Origin of the sequence: Vibrio parahaemolyticus (assembly GCF_900460535.1) — a bacterium.
Classification (GTDB): domain Bacteria; phylum Pseudomonadota; class Gammaproteobacteria; order Enterobacterales; family Vibrionaceae; genus Vibrio; species Vibrio parahaemolyticus.
Genome location: NZ_UHIL01000001.1, coordinates 1,631,739 through 1,652,835, shown reverse-complemented (window position 1 = coordinate 1,652,835; position 21,097 = coordinate 1,631,739). Strand labels below are relative to the sequence as shown.

Annotated in this window: 9 protein-coding genes; 2 read left to right on the top strand and 7 right to left on the bottom strand. The window is 44.6% G+C overall.

The window, feature by feature from the left end; translation table 11 throughout:
* Positions 1–388: 388 nt before the first annotated feature.
* Together DYB02_RS08200 and DYB02_RS25890 are read right to left on the bottom strand one after the other, a co-directional pair.
* Positions 389–10,498 (bottom strand): tandem large repeat, encoded by a 10,110-nt coding sequence (locus DYB02_RS08200; RefSeq protein ID WP_225868808.1) that lies wholly within the window; start codon positions 10,496–10,498, stop codon positions 389–391.
* A gap of 52 nt (positions 10,499–10,550) precedes the next feature.
* Entirely contained in the window at positions 10,551–12,464 is a 1,914-nt protein-coding gene (locus tag DYB02_RS25890) for a hypothetical protein (protein ID WP_225868809.1), read from the bottom strand.
* 292 nt (positions 12,465–12,756) lie between these two features.
* Here DYB02_RS25890 and DYB02_RS08195 point away from each other — a divergent pair, with 292 nt between their 5' ends.
* Positions 12,757–13,731 (top strand): peptidoglycan DD-metalloendopeptidase family protein, encoded by a 975-nt coding sequence (locus DYB02_RS08195; RefSeq protein ID WP_025630402.1) that lies wholly within the window; start codon positions 12,757–12,759, stop codon positions 13,729–13,731.
* Between the two features lie 202 nt (positions 13,732–13,933).
* Here DYB02_RS08195 and DYB02_RS08190 read toward each other — a convergent pair whose 3' ends face one another.
* Positions 13,934–14,686 carry a TerC family protein gene (locus DYB02_RS08190; RefSeq protein WP_020903840.1) on the bottom strand — a complete coding sequence of 251 codons (753 nt, stop codon included), beginning with the start codon at positions 14,684–14,686 and terminating at the stop codon, positions 13,934–13,936.
* A 458-nt stretch (positions 14,687–15,144) separates the two neighbouring features.
* On the opposite strand from DYB02_RS08190, the gene DYB02_RS08185 reads away from it, so the two are divergent.
* Entirely contained in the window at positions 15,145–16,074 is a 930-nt protein-coding gene (locus tag DYB02_RS08185; RefSeq protein ID WP_021486644.1) for a LysR family transcriptional regulator, read from the top strand.
* A gap of 24 nt (positions 16,075–16,098) precedes the next feature.
* On the opposite strand, the gene DYB02_RS08180 is transcribed toward DYB02_RS08185, so the two are convergent.
* From DYB02_RS08180 to DYB02_RS08165, 4 genes are all read right to left on the bottom strand, one after another.
* Positions 16,099–16,980 (bottom strand): YjjW family glycine radical enzyme activase, encoded by an 882-nt coding sequence (locus DYB02_RS08180; protein WP_029804348.1) that lies wholly within the window; start codon positions 16,978–16,980, stop codon positions 16,099–16,101.
* A 20-nt stretch (positions 16,981–17,000) separates the two neighbouring features.
* Entirely contained in the window at positions 17,001–18,539 is a 1,539-nt protein-coding gene (locus DYB02_RS08175) for a YjjI family glycine radical enzyme (RefSeq protein ID WP_029804347.1), read from the bottom strand.
* A gap of 179 nt (positions 18,540–18,718) precedes the next feature.
* Positions 18,719–19,345 (bottom strand): LysE family translocator, encoded by a 627-nt coding sequence (locus DYB02_RS08170; RefSeq protein WP_005480654.1) that lies wholly within the window; start codon positions 19,343–19,345, stop codon positions 18,719–18,721.
* Positions 19,346–19,545: 200 nt separating this feature from the next.
* Positions 19,546–20,757, bottom strand: a complete 1,212-nt coding sequence (locus tag DYB02_RS08165) for a cyclic di-GMP phosphodiesterase (protein WP_029804345.1) — start codon at positions 20,755–20,757, stop codon at positions 19,546–19,548.
* Positions 20,758–21,097 lie beyond the last annotated feature (340 nt).

The following is a 21,097-nucleotide window of genomic DNA, read 5'->3' as shown; positions in this document are numbered from 1 at the left end:
ATGAATAAAAAGGTGAGTGCGTGTCACACCCACAAAGGTGTAACTAATATGAAGCGATGCTAGGCTAATTTCACTTCATCATAGATACACAACTCAGGTAGTAATCACTACCTAATGCAGAACTCTACACCTAGGGTATAGACATGCATGTAACTATATAATATTAATAGATATTATCAACATGGCATATTCACCATTGAAGATCATCAATTACCATCACAATCACAGTATTGCCTCGTAAAAACAAAAATGGTCTAGGCATTCTAGATGTTTCACCTTGTATTAAGGCGATAAAGTTATCTGATTCATTTATGGAAAAAGCATAATCATTTGAACTAGATCACTTAAATACAAGCAAAAAGAAAGCGAGCTTAATGCTCGCTTTCCTTTAGGCTGCTTTCTGGGAAGGTAACTCCGCGGAATATCTTTCCCAATAGCTTGGAACAACAAGCGCTGTAGTACTAGAGTAATTGAATGTTGTATTCACCTCATCAGCGGTCGCAAAGAGTGAATTGGCACCATTTGCATAAACGGTTATTACTCCGTCTTTCAAAGTAGACAAATCAAGATCAACGGTCCATGTACCATCAACTAACACTGTTGCACTGCCTAGAACCACCAAGCTATCGGTATCAACAGCTTTGAGTGCTATTGTGCCCCCCGCCTCAAAACGAGTAGTTGTGCCATTGATAGTTACTGTTGTATTACCCGATACATCACTGATGGTTCCGATCGTGATCGTTGGGGTAATTGGCATCGAATACGTGCTATCTTCTGCACCCGTATTCCCCGAAAGATCTTGGTAGTCTTTCACCACCAATCCAACGGTCAGCTCTGACGACACTGGCACCACAACATCACCGGTCCAGACACTCGCGTCAGCCGTTTGGGTTAATGCCACAGCAGAACCGCCCAACGCCGAGCTTACCGCTTGGAGTTCTTTGTCGAACTCAAGTCTGACGGTCACGCTCTGTCCTTCCGCTTGATGCGTCGGATTGAATGTTGCGTTGGTCAGTGTTGGCAACGCCTGTGCCAACGTGAAGTTTGTGCTTTCTGTTGCTTCCACGTTTGAGGCATTGGTGCCTGTGACAACGACGGTGTACGTGCCATTTGCCTCACCACTGATGTCCATCGCGTTGCTCGTCCAAGCGCCACCACTTTGTACCGTGGCACTGCCGCTGGCGATAACCGTGTCACTGCCTTGCGCTTTGATTTCTACACCCACGGTTTGGCCATCAAAGCGGCTTGAAGTGCCGGTGATCTGCAATGCGGCGGCATTGCTGCTATCCACATTGCCTACTGGCGTGATCGCCAAGGTTGGTGTGATCGGCATCGAGTGGCTGCGGTCTTCTGCCCCCGTATTCCCCGAAAGATCTTGGTAGTCTTTCACCACCAAGCCTACGGTTAGCTCTGACGACACTGGCACGACAACATCACCGGTCCAGACTTTCGCATCCGCTTGGTGTGTCGGATTGAATGTTGCGTTGTTCAGTGTTGGCAACGCCTGTGCCAACGTGAAATTTGTGCTTTCTGTTGCTTCCACGTTTGAGGCATTGGTGCCTGTGACAACGACGGTGTAGGTGCCATTTGGCTCACCACTGATGTCCATCGCGTTGCTCGTCCAAGCGCCACCACTTTGTACTGTCGCACTGCCGCTAGCGATAGCCGTTGCACTGCCTTGCACTTTGATTTCTACGCTCACGGTTTGGCCATCAAAGCGGCTTGAAGTGCCGGTGATCTGCAATGCGGCGGCGTTACTGCTATCCACATTGCCTACTGGCGTGATCGCCAAGGTTGGTGTGATCGGCATCGAGTGGCTGCGGTCTTCTGCCCCCGTATTCCCCGAAAGATCTTGGTAGTCTTTCACCACCAAGCCTACGGTTAGCTCTGACGACACTGGCACGACAACATCACCGGTCCAGACTTTCGCATCCGCTGCCTTAGTCAGCGTGATGGCGGAACCACCCAGCTCTGCGCTTGCTGCTTGCAGCGCTTTATCGAACTCCAGTCTGACCGTCACACTTTGTCCTTCCGCTTGGTGTGTCGGATTGAATGTTGCGTTGTTCAGTGTTGGCAACGCCTGTGCCAACGTGAAATTTGTGCTTTCTGTTGCTTCCACGTTTGAGGCATTGGTGCCTGTGACAACGACGGTGTAGGTGCCATTTGGCTCACCACTGATGTCCATCGCGTTGCTCGTCCAAGCGCCACCACTTTGTACTGTGGCACTGCCGCTGGCGATAACCGTTTCACTGCCTTGCGCTTTGATTTCTACGCTCACGGTTTGGCCATCAAAGCGGCTTGAAGTACCGGTGATCTGCAATGTGGCAGCGTTACTGCTATCCACATTGCCTACTGGCGTGATCGCCAAGGTTGGTGTGATCGGCATCGAGTGGCTGCGGTCTTCTGCGCCCGTATTCCCCGAAAGGTCTTGGTAATCTTTCACCACCAAGCCTACGGTTAGCTCTGACGACACTGGCACCACAACATCACCGGTCCAGACTTTCGCATCCACTGTCTTAGTCAGTGTGACGACGGAACCACCCAGCTCTGCGCTTGCTGCTTGCAGCGCTTTATCGAACTCCAGTCTGACCGTCACACTTTGTCCTTCCGCTTGGTGCGTTGGGTTAAAGGTTGCGTTGGTCAGTTTTGGCAACGCCTGTGCCAACGTGAAGTTTGTGCTTTCTGTTGCTTCCACGTTCGAGGCATTGGTCCCCGTCACCACCACGGTGTAGGTGCCATTTGGCTCACCACTGATGTCCATCGCGTTGCTCGTCCAAGCGCCACCACTTTGTACCGTGGCACTGCCGCTGGCGATAACCGTTTCACTGCCTTGCGCTTTGATTTCTACGCTCACGGTTTGGCCATCAAAGCGGCTTGAAGTACCGGTGATCTGCAATGTGGCAGCGTTACTGCTATCCACATTGCCTACTGGCGTGATCGCCAAGGTTGGTGTGATCGGCATCGAGTGGCTGCGGTCTTCTGCGCCCGTATTCCCCGAAAGGTCTTGGTAATCTTTCACCACCAAGCCTACGGTTAGCTCTGACGACACTGGCACCACAACATCACCGGTCCAGACTTTCGCATCCACTGTCTTAGTCAGTGTGACGACGGAACCACCCAGCTCTGCGCTTGCTGCTTGCAGCGCTTTATCGAACTCCAGTCTGACCGCGACACTTTGTCCTTCCGCTTGGTGCGTCGGATTGAATGTTGCGTTGTTCAGTGTTGGCAACGCCTGTGCCAACGTGAAATTTGTGCTTTCTGTTGCTTCCACGTTTGAGGCATTGGTGCCTGTGACAACGACGGTGTAGGTGCCATTTGGCTCACCACTGATGTCCATCGCGTTGCTCGTCCAAGCGCCACCACTTTGTACCGTGGCACTGCCGCTGGCGATAACCGTTTCACTGCCTTGCGCTTTGATTTCTACGCTCACGGTTTGGCCATCAAAGCGGCTTGAAGTGCCGGTGATCTGCAATGCGGCGGCGTTACTGCTATCCACATTGCCTACTGGCGTGATCGCCAAGGTTGGTGTGATCGGCATCGAGTGGCTGCGGTCTTCTGCCCCCGTATTCCCCGAAAGATCTTGGTAGTCTTTCACCACCAAGCCTACGGTTAGCTCTGACGACACTGGCACGACAACATCACCGGTCCAGACTTTCGCATCCGCTGTCTTAGTCAGCGTGATGGCGGAACCACCCAGCTCTGCGCTTGCTGCTTGCAGCGCTTTATCGAACTCCAGTCTGACCGTCACACTTTGTCCTTCCGCTTGGTGTGTCGGATTGAATGTTGCGTTGTTCAGTGTTGGCAACGCCTGTGCCAACGTGAAATTTGTGCTTTCTGTTGCTTCCACGTTTGAGGCATTGGTGCCTGTGACAACGACGGTGTAGGTGCCATTTGGCTCACCACTGATGTCCATCGCGTTGCTCGTCCAAGCGCCACCACTTTGTACCGTGGCATTGCCATTGGCGATAACCGTTTCACTGCCTTGCGCTTTGATTTCTACGCTCACGGTTTGGCCATCAAAGCGGCTTGAAGTGCCGGTGATTTGCAATGCGGCGGCGTTACTGCTATCCACATTGCCTACTGGCGTGATCGCCAAGGTTGGTGTGATCGGCATCGAGTGGCTGCGGTCTTCTGCACCCGTATTCCCCGAAAGGTCTTGGTAATCTTTCACCACCAAGCCTACGGTTAGCTCTGACGACACTGGCACGACAACGTCACCGGTCCAGACTTTCGCATCCGCTGTCTTAGTCAGCGTGATGGCGGAACCACCCAGCTCTGCGCTTGCTGCTTGCAGCGCTTTATCAAACTCCAGTCTGACCGCCACACTTTGTCCTTCCGCTTGATGCGTCGGATTGAATGTTGCGTTAGTCAGTGTTGGCAACGCCTGTGCCAACGTGAAGTTTGTGCTTTCTGTTGCTTCCACGTTTGAGGCATTGGTGCCTGTGACAACGACGGTGTAGGTGCCATTTGCCTCACCACTGATGTCCATCGCGTTGCTCGTCCAAGCGCCACCACTTTGTACCGTGGCATTGCCATTGGCGATAACCGTTTCACTGCCTTGCGCTTTGATTTCTACGCTCACGGTTTGGCCATCAAAGCGGCTTGAAGTACCGGTGATCTGCAATGCGGCAGCATTGCTGCTATCCACATTGCCTACTGGCGTGATCGCCAAGGTTGGTGTGATTGGCATTGCGTTGGAAGAATCATCTTCGCCCATATTACCAATCAAGTCTTTGTACTTACTTACAAATAGGCCGACACTGAGTTCTGGAATATTGGGGACTTCAGCCCTCCCCGTCCAAATTTTCTTATTCGCCGTAGCAACGAGTGAAGTAACATCATTATTTCCCAGTTTTGCTGTCGCTTCTTGCACTTCCTTATCGAACTCAAGTGTGATGTTCACCGACTGTCCTATCGCTTGATGCTTAGGATCAAAAGTCACTTTTGACAGCGTTGGTAACACTCCTTCTACCTCCAAAATCAAACTATCCCCTTTTCCGGGGATAGAGTTGACGCTCTCATAACTATCATCGTCGACCCGTATGATTATTTCTTTATTTTGTTTTTCTGGAGCTGTGTAGGTAGCGGTCCAAGTTATATTGTCACTGGTGTTCCATGATACTTGCTGAAGCTCTCCAGCTTCGTTTTTATCACTCGCTTCTAATTTCACATCGGAGAAACTAAATTCTTTAACCTCTTCTGAAAAAGTAAATGTAAGCGGGATTTCAACTCCACCAGCCGAAGGGCTAGATGATGCAGTTGATATTGTTAACTCTGGAACGGTTGCTGCCTTTACGGTAGCGCTTGTTGATTTCTCAGTCTTATGGTTCGCCAAATCCAACGCGGCTACTTGTATCGTATAGGTACCAGGAGTCAATGAGTAGTGCATCACATAAGGATCACCTACACTAACAGGCTCTGTAACTGATTGTGGTCCCACTTTTACACCACTCCCGTTATCTGCTGTAGATGTCACTGAACTCAAGTTTTTATCTGTAACATACGCTGTTACATCTAAATCATATTTGCCGTCCGTTGGTGTCATAGATACTTGATCAGCAGAAACACCAGATATTGTTGGTAACTCGTAGTCAACGATAGATGTGATGCCTTTGGCACCATATGTTGTACTAAAAAGTTCAAAGTCGGTAATAGAACGCCCTATTGAGTCGGTGACCGTCACTTTATACATATATTCGGTCTGATCTTCAGCGTCAAAAACCATAGTATCAGACCCTGTCGATGAGACGATATTCCCCGAAAAATTTAGCGTATCACCTGTACTTGGAACTAAATCGATAGAGTAGTTTGATGCCTTTACATCATGTCCTTCTTTTGAAGTCACATTGAATAACTGACTTTCTTTTGTAAAAGCTAGTTTGCCTCCTTGCAAGCTAGTCATTCCATTAAATGAGACCGTAATAGTAGGTACAGACACATCAATATCCACAGTCTTACTTTCACTCCAGCCCACTTTATCCGTTGCTTCAATGCTTACTCGGATTTGATTCAGCCCTTGCAGCTCACTTTTTGGCAGCTCGAAATAAAGATGTGAGTTATCTGCATTTTCCTCTTTATTAAAAACATGGCTAGGGTTAACGGTTGTGTATTTGACGCTTGCAATACCGCTTCCTTCATCCCTAATAGAAAACTGGAACCTAACCAAGTTTGAATCTGTAGGGGATTCACTGACAACAGCGTCACTATCAATTATTGGTTTGCTGTTATCGACCATCACACTGACGTTATCGCTACTTGAGTCTCCCCACACATCAATAGCTTGGATGCTCGGTTTGATCACTTGTCCATCCAAAGTCGCACTTAGAGGCGCTTCAAATGTCGAACAGGAATAGCCCTCTCCACAATCGTTAAATCGTGAAAAGTTCCCTGGATGATCATTGAGGTTATATGAATCCCCATCCACTGTTGCAATCACATTTTCTAAAATTGATTGTGCCCCAACCTTCACTTTAAAGTTCATCACCAGCTGAGCGCCTCGAATGATACTGTCATCCGTTGGGCTTGTGATTCCAATATCTACTGAACCTGGAGGTGGCAACAATAGTTCTAGAGAATGATCTGAGGATGTATTACCTGCCATATCAGATAAATTTTTAATGGTATATAGATGTTGTGATACCCCAGTTGCGATGATATCCGAATAACGTTCGGTGTAAGTACACGTAGTAACCCCAGCACTCACGCTACAACTTTTTGGTTCAAACGTTATATTAAAACGGTTTCTAACTAACAACGGTCGTTTCGTTGGCTCAGTATTCACCCCTGATAAATTATCTTTGAAGCTCAATGTTAAGCTCAACATTTTGTTTCCATCGGCATCAAATTCAACTTCGTTACCTGTAAATAGATAGGTGTCCTCTAATGCTGCTGGCGCTTCAATATCCATCATATTAAAGCTGAATTTGCTCACCGTCTCTGTATCGTTCTGGCCCACTGTTCGAGTAATTAGAACGACAGGTGCAGTAGACATGTTTACATCTGTCGTCACACTACACTTATAACTTTCCTGTGGATTAGTGATAACGCCTGAGTAAGCATTGCTCAATCCATCATTTGGAGCTTCGCTTGAGGTGTAATTTTCTCTTACCCAACATTCTAGAGTCCGAGCCTTAACATCACCCACAGGGTTGAACTCAACACTCAACGTCTTACCCGAGATATGAGCCTGAAAATTTTCAGGTTGCGCGACAGATAACACGACCCCTTCGCGTTGAACATTAATACTTTCCGACCGTTCTGCTACTGGTCGTGTTTCCCCTGAGTTATACAAAACATTGTTATAAACTTTGAACTTTAGTTCATAGCTTCCATCCAGAGATAATTCGGCAGAAGTTAGTCTTCCCTTCCACTTACCCGCTTCATCTTCACTAAACTGTATATTATTGGTTTGATCGCCGTATCTATAAGTGCCGTCGATTTGAGGAATTCCACTTGCATCTTCCGCATCAAGGATAATAACAACAGGATCGTTGCGCGTAACTAACCCACCAGTAATCGGCGTTCCATCTTCATAGGAAAAAGACACACTATGAATGGTTGGCAACTTGTTTTGCACTTTAATCGCGTAATCTACCTCAGTCGCATTCCCGCGAACATCGCTGCCCCTGAGTTTGATTGTACGGGTTGAACTATCACCATCATTCTGTCCTTCTAAGCTCACTTTCATATCTTCATCTACTTGTGTGCCTGTATCAGAAGGTGTATCGATAAAGCTCCAATACTCCAATGTAGTCTTGTTCACACCATTTGATGAAGGCGTTCCCGTTTCGCTCAGATCTTGAGCTGAAAGTGAAAACACGTAGTTACCACGATAATAACTTTCCGAGTTAAACCCATTCAGAGTTAACGTAGGACCATCTCGGTCAATAATTATCGTTCGTGGCTCTGTCTGAGATTCGAATCCATACTCATCTATCGCCTTAATGAACAGGTTCGCCCTCTTATTTGCATCAATGGTGATACTGTCACTTTGTATACGACCAATTTCCATTTCAAATGGTTGTGTTGGATCTCTAGGTACAATTGACCGTATTGCAGAGTCACCAGCTTGTTGCCACAGCTCGACGTTACTTACTTTAGAATCATCAATGACTGAACTCAGCTTCACTTGAAAATCAGGTCCCAGGACGTAGTTACCAGCAGAGTTTTTGTCTACGATCCAAGGTTCAGACAGTTCAATTACCGGGCCTTTGTTGTCTACTTGAAAAACAAATTCGCTTGTCGACTCTGCTTGAGGGTAAGCACTGTCTTTCGCTTTTACGTAAAACGAGTTCGTCTCTTCATACTTAAACGCCCCGGCTATTAAACGAACTTCAATGTTTGGTTGCTCTCCGAATAGATAAGGATCCACACTGTCTGTGGGTTCAGTCTCATAATGTTGCAAAGTAATACGCTTACCAAACTCCGTCTTCATATCAACTTCAACTACACTGCCTGGACTCAAGTTACCCCAAGAAATATCCGGCACCCAAGATGAGTTTCCACCCAAACGTTTATTGATTGTTCCTCCATTAACAATCGGCCCTTCAGAGTCAATTAAGATATTGAATTTTGGTGAATTTGTAGTTTGACGATTAACAAAGTTCCCCAAATTGTCTTCTGCATTTACGTTGACAGTCCAGTTACCATCTCCCGGATAAACGACTTTACCTTGGCTCGCACAAAGAGTACCTGTACATAATTTAACCTTGAATGAATCTTGCGTATTACTGGAAAACTGATCGCTTGTGTAATCGACCGTTGTACCATTTGAGAGATCGACAAACGATAAGCTCCGCTTCTCCAGTTGGTCCCCCACAAGATCTTGAAGTTTAAATGTCAACTCATGAACTGAATTCGCATTTAAATAAATATCCTCGCCAATTGGGTTCCCTTCCAAGTCGTTTGGTGGAATGTAAGTCGCTGCGGGATAGTCATTATCAACATATAGAGTTTCAATATATGGGTTTAGATCGGTATAAGCGTTACCTTGGGTATCGACCGCCGTTGTCTCCAGAGCAAACTTGATGATGTCTATTAGGTCTGTTGATTGCGTATTGAGTGTAAACAAATACTCTATGCGGAATTTATTGCTGTTGCCAGACTCATCAATTCTCAGTTCCAATGGTATCGCGGTATTAGGCGTGCTCTGTGCATACCACATGCTCTTGAATGTAGGCGCATTTTCCGCTTTTTCAACGATACCTGATGGATCTTCCAAGACAATTTTAGAAACAACTTCGCCTGCTACGTAACGTTTGTTGCCGACCATAGTTTCTCGGCCAGTCTCTATTGTTAACGTTTGTTTAGGCGCTTCTTTATCTATACTTTCTCCCTCACTATCAAAAATAGCGTCTTCGTCTAGCTTTGGATTTGCCTGCGATATATCGTCAGCATAAAGCTGGGCAATATTGGTTGGAATTCCGTATTTTTCCGTCATGATGTTGTAGTAAGACTGAGCGAGATCTTTACGGTAAGTGTCAGAACTAAACTCATAACTATCTAATTTAATTAGATTACCTCCAGATCCAATACCGTTTGCCTTACCGTCATAGCTCAGATCATCATAGATAGCAGAAGCAAAATCAGAAGAGTTATTACGTGGCGTGTCTTGAGCTAAATCATCGATCGCTTCAACGAGGAATCGATGCAAGTAGTCGTTGGACAGTTCATCTGGAATTGGGTTTTCTAACATCTCGTTAGTCGCATAAGATGTCACTGTTGGATCGAAACCGAAAAATGAATCGTTGCCACCGGACAATGCATACTTCACATCCGTGAGAATGAGAGCCGCGCGCTCTGAGGTTTTGTCTCCGGCCTCAACTTGATTCCAGCGATAGTCAAATAGGCCTGTTTGGTAAGTAGATAACTCCGTAACATAATAAGTATTCGAACCGTTCAGTTCGAAGTATGCGCCTATATTTGCATCGTTTAAGTTAACGCTAGCTCTTGCGCTTTTATTATCCTTCCATTGATAGTAATGCGGATCAGTTCCATCAACACCAATTAAGCGAACTCGCATAAAATCATAATTAACAACATCGGTTGTAGTCTCACATGAAGCAACATCAAACGCGGCAGACTCATCACTTTCCGGTTGCTGAATCGTGGAGCAACTAGCTAATGACGTAAACTCTCCGTTAGGGTTTAAACCTTCCAATTGAACACGTGCACCAATGAAAGGTGTCACGATAGTCATCGTCGGCAAGTCGAAACTGCTTCTGAAATAAACTTCTTGAGTCGTGCTTTCATTCTCTGACTCATCAATAGCTTGAATTACCAGTTTTTGGCTCGCGTTTTCTGAGACGTTTTTGAAGCCATCACCTAGGATCTCCTTTACAAAAGGGACATAGTAAATAACTTCATCAACTCGCCCGCTACTATCCAAAATGGTTTCGTGAGGAATGCTTGCGGTTATGGCGTCCGTCGAAGCTAACGTCTGCGTTGTATTTTGGAACGCATAGTTGTTGTCATTGTTTTGACTTACGTAATACTTCACGACGAGCTTAAGTTTGTCAGCACTTGAACCTAATACAGTCTCTGAACTCGCATCAGATATTTTGACACGAACGTAAGGAATCTTTTTTTTCTTTCAATAAGTTAACATTGAAGTTTGCGAAATCAATCCCACTAATGGATTTAAGACCTGCGCTTGCATAGACATAATCTATTTTCAAGTAATCTCGGCTGGACTGCACGTTATCAGCTGTATAAGTATCTTGTGAATATACGCCTTCGTAAGTGGTTCGTTCTCCATTAAGGCTCACGTTGACGTAGCTCATGGGCGTACCTTCCGGGTATGTGATGATCTGTGCTGGTGCTTGATCATCTCGGCTCACCGCATGTTGAAACTCACCGACATTGTCTTTTGTATCAGTGGCTTTTATATCAAACGTGGTAGTTGATAAGAACTGGTCTGTTAAATACGCTTTGCTAAATTCGCAGGCACTTCCCGACTCTGACGTAACGGGAGAACAAGCAACATCGTCAGGCAAACCACCCTTAAATGACACACTGACGGACTTAATGTCCTGAGACGCTTCTTTTACAAGACCTTTAAGTACATATTCTTGAAGCTCATTATTGATAGCGCTAGACGAGGTCACGGTGATAACTGGCGCGTCGTTATCCCAAGAGAAATTGACATAATGACCTTTCCCACCGCCAGGAAGCAATTTATTTCCGAGTACATCTGCAGTGTATAAGACTAAACGTGCAGCAGTAACCTTGGAAAGGCCAGTTTCTTGGTCGACATCAACAGCATCGATCGCTTTTGTATCAATGCTTACTTTGATGTTCGTTTCACGAAGACCAATCTCAAACCCTTGCGCATCCACCGAACAAAACTTACTGCCTGACGTCAGCTGATCATTACATTGAAACTCACCTTGCCATGCACCGTTGAGTTTGTATTCAACAAATGCAGACACTGACTCAACACCAATATCGTCATTGATTTTGATATCTACGATGTCTTTACCTGCCAATACATCATTGTCTGTTCGCGTTGCAGTTGGCGGAATGGTATCAATATCTGTGTCATCACGAGGTGGAATGACACCATCTGTTTCGCCAGCGGTTCCAAGGCTATTTATTTGTTGGCTAAAGGAAACGTAATCGTCAGCGTTTGTTCCTGAAATGTTGAGTGTAGGGTCATTTACAACTATCAAAACTTGCTGAGAGAGTTCTTGAGTGTACACATCACTGGTGATTTTCTGCTGACCAAATGTAAGTGGTGTGACAGCTCCCGTTGCTTCGCTTATTTCTAGGCCATCAAGAAGGCCGTCTGCAACGACATCACGAAACTGTACATCAGCTAAATGCATTGATGTATATACATTGTCTTCGGATTGACCGTACCTTTGGATCATGTCATAAGAGTAAGAAGAGTATGCAGTAAGCAATGCACCATACTGATGCCCCGGCGTTGCAAAACTACTCTGCCCACCTTTAGTAATATCAATTGGTGTGGTTTCATTGACATCAAAACCGTACATGCCATTAATACTATCAAGAGCTTGAGAGACAGCGTCCGAGCCAGACACGCCGCCTGCAATTTTATATTTTGCGAAACCGGAAACAATATTGGTCAGAGGCGTCAACATCAACTTTTGGTTACTACCTTCACTGAAGTTCACCACGCCTTCTAAACGCAACGTTTTACCAACACTCGAGGACACAATCTCTTTTGTTAAAGGATCGGTGTAACTACCTTGTTGTGCGACGACATACAATGGCATCGAAGACGATTCAAATTCGACTTTGTAATCACCAAATGCATTGGAAGATGTGCTCGCTAGCTTCCTTCCTAGCTTTCCATCTTTAAACTCAAACACCTCAATTTTTGCACCATTGACTGGAGCGTCAAAAACATTACCTGAGATGGTTCCTGTATTCCTCGCAGGTGGCGTATTATCGCCACCGTCCCCTCCGCCACATGCACTCAATAATAGTGAAGTAGCCATGAGACCTAACGTTGATTTTAGCGTATTTTTAGTGAACATAATAATCTGGCAGAGTATATTTTTGCCGAGATTATATTATTGTGTGGAATTTTCTCAACGCGACGAAATAACCATAAAATAAAGCAAAAAAACTAAAAAAACAGACACTTTTCAACCCTATTCTTAGTGCTATTTCATATCTATCATTATTTAGTTAGTAAAAACAAAGGAATTGTCGTTAGTGACGTGTAAGATTTTATTTTAAATATTATACTCCCCTCAATTTTCAGCTTCTAAGCACAGTTTTCATTTAATGACAAGTTTAATATTAAGTTCTCGTAATCATAACCTTGCTCTGCCTCTTACTACCATCGCACTCACTATTATTGTAAGCGTATCTTTTAGTCATTATCTGCTCACTCCCGAGGAACAATCAGAAGTTATATCCCATAGTTATCAAGGTGTTCTTTTCGATAAAGAAGCTAACAACAGTATAGAAAAAACCTACGATAGTCACTTTCAACGAACAAAGATCACTACTGGCGTTATTAACTATGCTTTTGTGACTTCTTTGATTAATGCAGGCTTATCTCAACAAGAGATAAAGTCATTGATTAAATTGATTGAAAGCGAATTTGACATTATAGGTTCGGTTCGAAAGGGAGATAAGTTCTCACTAAAGACCCAAACCAATAGTTATAATGAAAAATACATCAGTTCCTTTTACTATTCCGGTAGTAAAAAAGAATTTTTTATTATTAACGATGGAAAAAATAATGCTTACGATGAATATGGAAATAGGTTAACGCGAAAGCCTTATTATTCATTTCCACTGGCAAAAGAGTACAAAATTAGTTCTGGTTTCAGTTTAAAACGAAAACATCCTATCACAGGTTTGAATACCCCACATTTAGGCACGGACTACGCAGTACCTGTTGGAACACCGATATACTCTATCGCCGATGGTGTTATTGTTAAGTCACGATACAACCGTTTTGCTGGCAACTACATTAACATTCGTCACACTAACGGTTCCATATCTCGTTACTTACACCTATCACGTAGTAACGTCAGGAAAGGTGACAACGTAGTCAAAGGACAAGAAATAGGACGTTCAGGTAATACGGGAAGGACAACCGGGCCTCATCTTCATTTAGAGCTCTTCGTAGATGGCGCTCCGGTAGATTATGCTCGTTACATCAAAAGCCATCAGGCTCCGTCTTTGAACATACAGATGATGCTAGCAGCAAAGACAGAACGAGCAGAGCTAATAAAAGAATTACTATGAGCCGAACCATAATTCCGGAGTACCGAGCTAAATGAGTACAAGCTTGGCTGAAGGAACCACTGTAGACAAACGCACTTCTTTCTCCTGAAGTTAAAGTTGAAAAACCGAGTTCTCTACAACTCAGTTTTCACCTTAAAGCACTCCGGCACTCATTTGTTTACCCATGAGAATTTATCTATTTTTCATGTATTTAACAAGTGCTCTAGGTAGCTACGTCATGCATTGGTCTGATTCGCTGGATAGTTCGGCGCTGCTTGTTCTTTAGTTGGATGTGACACAGTTCCAGCACCAAACCAAACGCCATCGCAAAGTACACATACCCTTTATTGATATGGATTGCGAAGCCTTCGGCCATCAGCAAGCCACCCAGCAATACTAGGAACAGTAGCGCTAAGGTTTTGAAACCAGGGTAACGGGTAACTAGGTTATTGATCTTCTCAGCAGTCATAACCATGACCAATGCAGAAGCAATAATTGCAGCAACCATAAGTGGTACTTCACTTGTTAAACCGACTGCTGTGATGACAGAGTCCATCGAGAATACCGCATCAACCGCAACGATTTGTAACAAAACCACCGCCAATCCTGTGCGCACATGGTTAGAGTGATTGGTTTCGTTGTGAGTTAACCAGCTCCAAAGCTCTTTTAAGCTTTTCGCTAACAAAAACGCACCACCCAAGATCATTATCATATCTCGACCTGTCACCGCATGGTCTGCAACGCTAAATAGTGGTTGTGTAAGTTGCATGATCCATGTGATAGAAAACACCAATCCAATACGCGCTAACACCGCAAGACCAATACCTAGGTTTCGTGCAAGCTTTCTCTGGTGGGATGGCAATCTTTCACATAAAACGGAAATAAAAACGACATTATCTACGCCTAAAACAACTTCGAGAGCAAATAAGGTGGCAAATATCACCCATGCTTCAGGTTGCATGAAAAGTTCTAACATGAGTATGCCTCCTGAGAGTGGAAGCGATACGGAGAAGGGTTCAGTCGACTAAAGGGGTCGTCCATTAATTATTTATACCTCTGTTACTTAGGGATCTAGAGTTAAGCACCTCTTGGTTTGCAACACAATACTCTTTTCAACACAAAAACTAGTGTCTTTATTTGTGCTCTAAAGGATTCTTTCCATCTCAACCCTCCTCTGTTTATCACTCGGAAAAGTTTATAGTGTAGGCTTAAGGAACATCCCCGTTCGGAACGCTTCTATATCAAGCATATTCAGATATTCGGCAAATAAAACGACAAGTCTGCCAAGCATCTTTTATCAAATAAAGCCAACAATGGACCTTAAGCTATTCCATTGAGCTCAAAGAAAAAGATGCTATTTTTACTCAGTGATCAATAGTAAAAATTTGTTTCATGCTGATATACTGGCAGAAATCACAAGAAATCATCGCTCTCATGGATTATATCGCTCTATCGCGCATTAGCTTAAAACACCTCACCGTCCTTCACATGTTGCTGACAACTCACAGTGTCACTCAGGCAGCAGAGCGACTTTGTGTGACGCCTTCCAGTGTCAGTAAAACGCTAAGCCAGTTGCGTGAAACGCTCAAAGATGATCTTTTCTATCGTGATGGTACGCGTTTGGTGCCCACACCATTTGCGTTGAATATTGGCCCGTCCATTCACGGTATTCTGTCTAGTATGAACGGCCTATTGCACCAAGGTTCATTCAACCCAGCTTATTATCAAGGTACGTTTTCTTTGTCGATGAGAGGCAGTTCTTTTGAGCTGTTTGCTCCCGTGTTAACGCGCATTTCTCAACAGTTGGGGAACAATGCTCACTTAAGCGTCCATGCAAAAGAAGAGATGAGTTTTGATTCACTAGTGAGAGGACAAGTCGACTTTTTGTTGCTGCCGCATGACATCAGCCAGCCGCCAACTCAAAATAAAGACTTGGTTTGGCAAACAATCTTGAAAGATGAAATGGTGTGTTTAATGGGCGAATCAAACCCGTTAGCTAAAGCGCCCCTGTCGATTGAAGGTTATCTTTGTGCTCGCCACATCGGGATTCACGATAAAGATCTTTCTCAGCCTTACTTCGAGCAAAACCTCACTCAGCAGCATTCAAAACGTAATATGGCGATGCGTGTGGCAGATTTCGGTTCGGCAGCCGTCATGTGCCATCATTCCGATTATCTATTTACGTGTTCAAAACTTTGGGCGGGAGTCGCGCATCAAGCGAAAGGTTTAGTGCAGCGCTCTTTACCGTTTGATTACGGGCAAGTGGCTTACAGCTTGGTGTGGAACAAAGCGAGTCTCAATGATCCTGCTCTGAGATGGCTGCAACAACAGTTGCTTGATGCTTGTATAGAGCTCGAAGGCTGAGGTGTGTAAAGATAAGAGGCAGCTCTAAACGAATACGGAAGGAACAGCGATAGGACGATCAACAAACTTTCCAAGCTGTTCCTTTAGTTGCTCTATCTCTTCTTTTGAACACTTGTCCCAGCTACGTGCCTCTCCCACCACGCCATGATGTTGAAAGGCATTGAGGCGAACGTGTACCGAGCTTGGTAGCGCATTAAGATACCGCCCTACCGATTCGATTTCCGTATCTAAGTCACTTTTACCGGGAATATGCAGAAGACGTACTTCGTGCAGCTTTTGTTGTTCTGCAAGAAACTCAATCGTCTGAAAAACTCGGTGATGTTCTCGGCCAGTTAACCAACGATGTGTGTCGGTTTGCCACGCTTTTAAATCAATCATTGCGCCATCCATAAAAGGTAAGACACGCAACCATCCCGAGACTGACAATGAACCATTGCTGTCGATGAAACAAGTGAGGTGCTGTAGTTCAGGATCCTGCTTGATCCCTTTAAACAGCTCAATAATGAAAGGAAGTTGTAAGGTAGATTCCCCACCGGATACCGTCACACCGCTAATAAAAAAGCGTTGTTTTCGTATCAAATCGAGCATTGTCGGCACAGAGTAGTCAGTAATTTTTGGATTAGATTGGTTCTGACATATCTCTATACAATGATCGCAGTGGGTGCACTCCTCTTTAAGCCAAACAACGTTGTTGCTTTCGTCGAACTTCAATGCGCCTGCCGGACACTCTGCAACACAATCACCACAGTGATTACAATGGTTGATAGTGTGAGGGTTGTGACAGTTCAAACACTGATAGTTACAACCTTGTAGAAAGATGACTAGACGATTTCCTGGCCCATCAACACAAGAGAAAGGAAGGATACGAGTTACTTTCGCCAAAAGGCTTTCACTTCGTCTAGACATCTTGTTCTTTCCGTCACTAGTTACTTGTAGACTGGTGACATTTCTTGGCTCACCACTCGTGGTGAACGCTCTAAAATTCCTGTGTTTTTCGCCGCTTCAGCGCCCAAAAACGTCGTATTAGTACGGGAACCTTCCGCATCGTATTTCGCGATATCAGATAACTTCACCATATAACCGGTCACTCGAACTAAATCATTCGATGCGACGTTTGCGGTGAACTCTCGATACCCCGCGTTCAACGCGCCCTTGCATAAATTGAACATGGCTTCTGGGTTTGACTTCACCGTTTCATCAATCGTTAGAATATCGCTGATACCCGCTCGATAATATTGATGATGCGCCGCAGTTGCTTGTACATAAGTAACAGGGTCTGGCTCGCTACCGTAAGGCAGGCGCACACCTGGCGTTACATCCAGATCGAGACTGATACCACCTTGAGCATGCAACAACGCTTTGCCCTCTAAGCCATATCTCACAGGCGTAGAATCAACCAATGTCGCTAATGTCGCTGAAATTTCGTGGCCTAATGCATTTGCACGTTCGTCTTGTCCGTAGCGGGAGGTTTGCCCTTCTTTTTCAAGAAGTAAGTTGACCGCTTCAGCCATGCCATAAATGCCGTACATTGGCGCAAAGCGTGACTCTTCAATCAAGCCTTCTTGGGTTAAGAAGCCTTGGAAGAACTGTGATTGTTCATGCAAGTGCGAGCTTCTTGCGTCCATCAACTCCGTCATTAGTTGATGATACGTCGGTAATACATTACTGAAAAAATCGTCGCGACTTGCTGCACGTTTCGCCACTTCTTTTAGATTCATGCGTACAAGCGTGTTTGAACCACCAGCTAGCGGGAGTGAGTTGTAGCAACTGACGATACCAAACCGCGCTCCGTCATAAGCATTTGCGTGAATTGGGTAATTCGCAATATGAGGCTTGCTACAGTCACAAATATTTTTCGTCGCCTGACGTAACAAATCATCTGGTGTGATCGATTCGTCGTACATAAACGTGAGATTTGGTGCAATTTGCTTGAGCTCTGCGTCCACACGCAAAATAGTGCGACAGATAATGTTGTCTGTCGGCCCGATATTCACGTGCATGAAGGCATCCGGCAACGTGCGATCCAACATGATCCAGAAATGTCGAAGTTTTTTGTAAATCTGCGCTTCAGTTTGGTCGCCTACATAAGGCATCAGGACGTCGTCTAACTGCCCTAAATACACGGGAATATTAGTAACTGACGGCACATGATGATAGATGATGGTAAGCATATTTAGCGCATCATCAAAATCTTCTGCAGGTGGCAACTCCAAATACTCAGAGCCTTTAGATAAAAACTTAGCATAGTCAGGTAAAACGTAACGCGGTTTAAAAGGCGCATGACCTTCAAACATGTCACAAATTACGCCATCGCTCATCGCTTCACGAAGTGCTTCAGAAATGGGCATGTATGGAATACATGCTTCGGCTTCTAGAACGAGGAAGTTAGACTTCTGTTTCGGAGACAAACGGCCGTCAGTTGCGATATTGAGAAAACGCTGTTGGAGTTCAGATAGGCTTGTCATCAAGGATGTTCCTGCAAAAAAGACCACGACATCTGGATCTGGGTAGGTACAGATCATTACCCCTAAAGGGCTAGAGTGAATTTTACGCCTAGTTAAGCCTTGCCACTAATGAAAAAAAACAAACCGTTAATTTCCATATTGGAAATAAGCTATCCCTAAATTAGGGGTTACCTCACAATCTAGCTGCGATTCGCCGTAGATAGCATCACACCAGCACTGATAAACACCCCACCCGTCAAGCGATTGAACAACTTAGCTCGTCCTGCTTCAAATAACCAATTGGATGTTTTCACCCCTAATAAGGCGTAAAAGGTTAACCAGCTCAATTCGAATACTACGAAAGTACCCGCGAAAATCGCATATTGGGTCAGCAGCGAAGCGGTTGGGTCAATGAATTGTGGGAATAGTGCCGTAAAGAAAATAATGGCTTTCGGATTACTGGAACCAACGATAAAACCACTGGTATAGGCGCTGACGTGGCTGGTTGACACCTGTGCAGAGTCGGACTTCGCAAAATCGTTTTGTTTTGATCGAAATGCTTGAATGCCTAACCAAATCAAATATGCCGCACCACACCATTTGATGATGTTAAACACGAACTCAGAAGACGCAATCACAACGCCTAAACCGGTAAAAGAAAGGGTAAGAATGATGGTAATCGCACTTAAACTGCCTAGAGCCGTCGTCAGTGCGAGACGAAAACCGCTGCTGACGCCTTTACTTAAGCAAAGTAGAGAACTTGGCCCAGGAGAAGCAGTGAGAACGAGTATCGCGAGAGTGTAGTAAATCCAAGTATCGAGTTGCATTGGCGCTCCTTTCCAATCATGGTTTGATGCCACAGATTAAGCCTTAAGTTAAGTGATGTAGCAGCGACGCTTCTATCCTTGAAACGTATTTTTGAGGCAAATGCGCAACCCAAATTGCGCATTAATTATGCAACCAAAATACTCGCTATATGCAATAGTGTAAAGAAAATAGTCAGTAATGATTAAAACTAAGCACCGATTTAGTCATAGAACGGTTTTGGATCGATCTCTAAAGATGAAGGCGCTATCGCTCTTTCAATTTTGTGCGTACTTGTTTTTAAATCCACCATCGCGACATCAATGTATCGTTTGTACTTACGGGAGTAGAAACATTTCACTTCTGGCTTTAACGCTTGAGATGGATTCGAAGACCACACAATACCCACTCGGCCATCACTGAGTTCCACGATAGAACCTACTGGATACACACCAATGCAGTTGATGAACTTGTAAACCAGGTCAGGGTCGAGATGGAAAGGCGTTAGACTGAGCAAAATCTTAAATGCTTCTGCTGAGCTCATGCCTTTTTTGTAGCAACGATCAGCGGTGAGCGCGTCATAAATGTCGACGATACAACTCATGCGACCATGAATCGGAATCTCGTCGCCCGATAGTCCGCGCGGATACCCCGTTCCATCAAGCTTTTCATGATGCATTAAACACACGTCTCGGCTGACATCGCTCAACCCTTTCACTTCAACGATGATCTCGCCCGCGAAGACTTGGTGCAACTTCATGTGCTCAAACTCTTCTGGCGTTAAACGCGCTGGCTTGTGAAGAATTTTATCGTCCACTTTGATTTTACCCACATCGTGAATAATGCCACCAATCGCCAATTGCTTGAGGGTATCTTTGTCTAAGCCTAAGTGTTTGCCGAACGAAACCAGCAGACAGGCGACATTTACTGAGTGCTCGAGTAAATAAGAATCTTTCTGGCGCAATGCAGAAACACACTGCAAAGCGTCTGAATCAATAAATACACTTTCGATCATGTCATCCGCCCACGATTCAATCTCGTCGACTTGGATAACTTTGCCTTCAAAAGTTTGGTTGAGAAGTTTCTGCGCTAGGCCTTTGGCTTCCGCAATCAGCTTTTTAGCACGCTTGTGTTGGACCTCTCGCGAGCGATACGCACGTTGGACTTTGCTTGATACGGAAAGCGTTTTATCCCCTACTTCGATATCGATAGGTTCTTCGACGGGTTTGAATACGCACAGCTGAGCAGAAAGTGATTGATCAACCCAAACGAATTTCACGCCACTTGCGCGAAGCTTTTTAATGCCCTCTGCGCTCGAAACTCGACCAGCATTGGCTAAATTGACTCGTTTGTTATGCTCTATCGCGGTAACAAACATGCCGACAGCAACATCTGCGATTGCAATTTTAATTGAGTCTTCTGGGTTGTACTGCATATGGTGACATTTATTAAATACTATTAGGTAACGCGTGCATTATAAAAGATATCGCGCATAGCTGTTATAAGAATCCTCAATTCATTTCAATTAATGAGCATTCAATCAATTAATAGAGCGATTTACTTCATAAAACCATTTTATTTTTATGGACTTAGCTCAAGAAATGACAGCATTATTAACTAATTTTAATAATTTGAGGAATGCATCAATAACTATTTCATATAAACACGATTTACTGTTGACTAAGTTTTATAAATATCGATGATCAGCAAGTTAAACTGAACGAAGTTTTATTCATTTGAAAGCGCAAGAACATGACTGTCTACTATTTTAAATT

What these genes read in the sequence shown, in the direction of transcription:
- DYB02_RS25890 (WP_225868809.1), bottom strand. Translation starts at nt 12,464, where the DNA reads ATGGCTACTTCACTATTATTGAGTGCATGTGGCGGAGGGGACGGTGGC.
- DYB02_RS08195 (WP_025630402.1), top strand. Translation starts at nt 12,757, where the DNA reads ATGACAAGTTTAATATTAAGTTCTCGTAATCATAACCTTGCTCTGCCT.
- DYB02_RS08190 (WP_020903840.1), bottom strand. Translation starts at nt 14,686, where the DNA reads ATGTTAGAACTTTTCATGCAACCTGAAGCATGGGTGATATTTGCCACC.
- DYB02_RS08185 (WP_021486644.1), top strand. Translation starts at nt 15,145, where the DNA reads ATGGATTATATCGCTCTATCGCGCATTAGCTTAAAACACCTCACCGTC.
- DYB02_RS08180 (WP_029804348.1), bottom strand. Translation starts at nt 16,980, where the DNA reads ATGTCTAGACGAAGTGAAAGCCTTTTGGCGAAAGTAACTCGTATCCTT.
- DYB02_RS08175 (WP_029804347.1), bottom strand. Translation starts at nt 18,539, where the DNA reads ATGACAAGCCTATCTGAACTCCAACAGCGTTTTCTCAATATCGCAACT.
- DYB02_RS08170 (WP_005480654.1), bottom strand. Translation starts at nt 19,345, where the DNA reads ATGCAACTCGATACTTGGATTTACTACACTCTCGCGATACTCGTTCTC.
- DYB02_RS08165 (WP_029804345.1), bottom strand. Translation starts at nt 20,757, where the DNA reads ATGCAGTACAACCCAGAAGACTCAATTAAAATTGCAATCGCAGATGTT.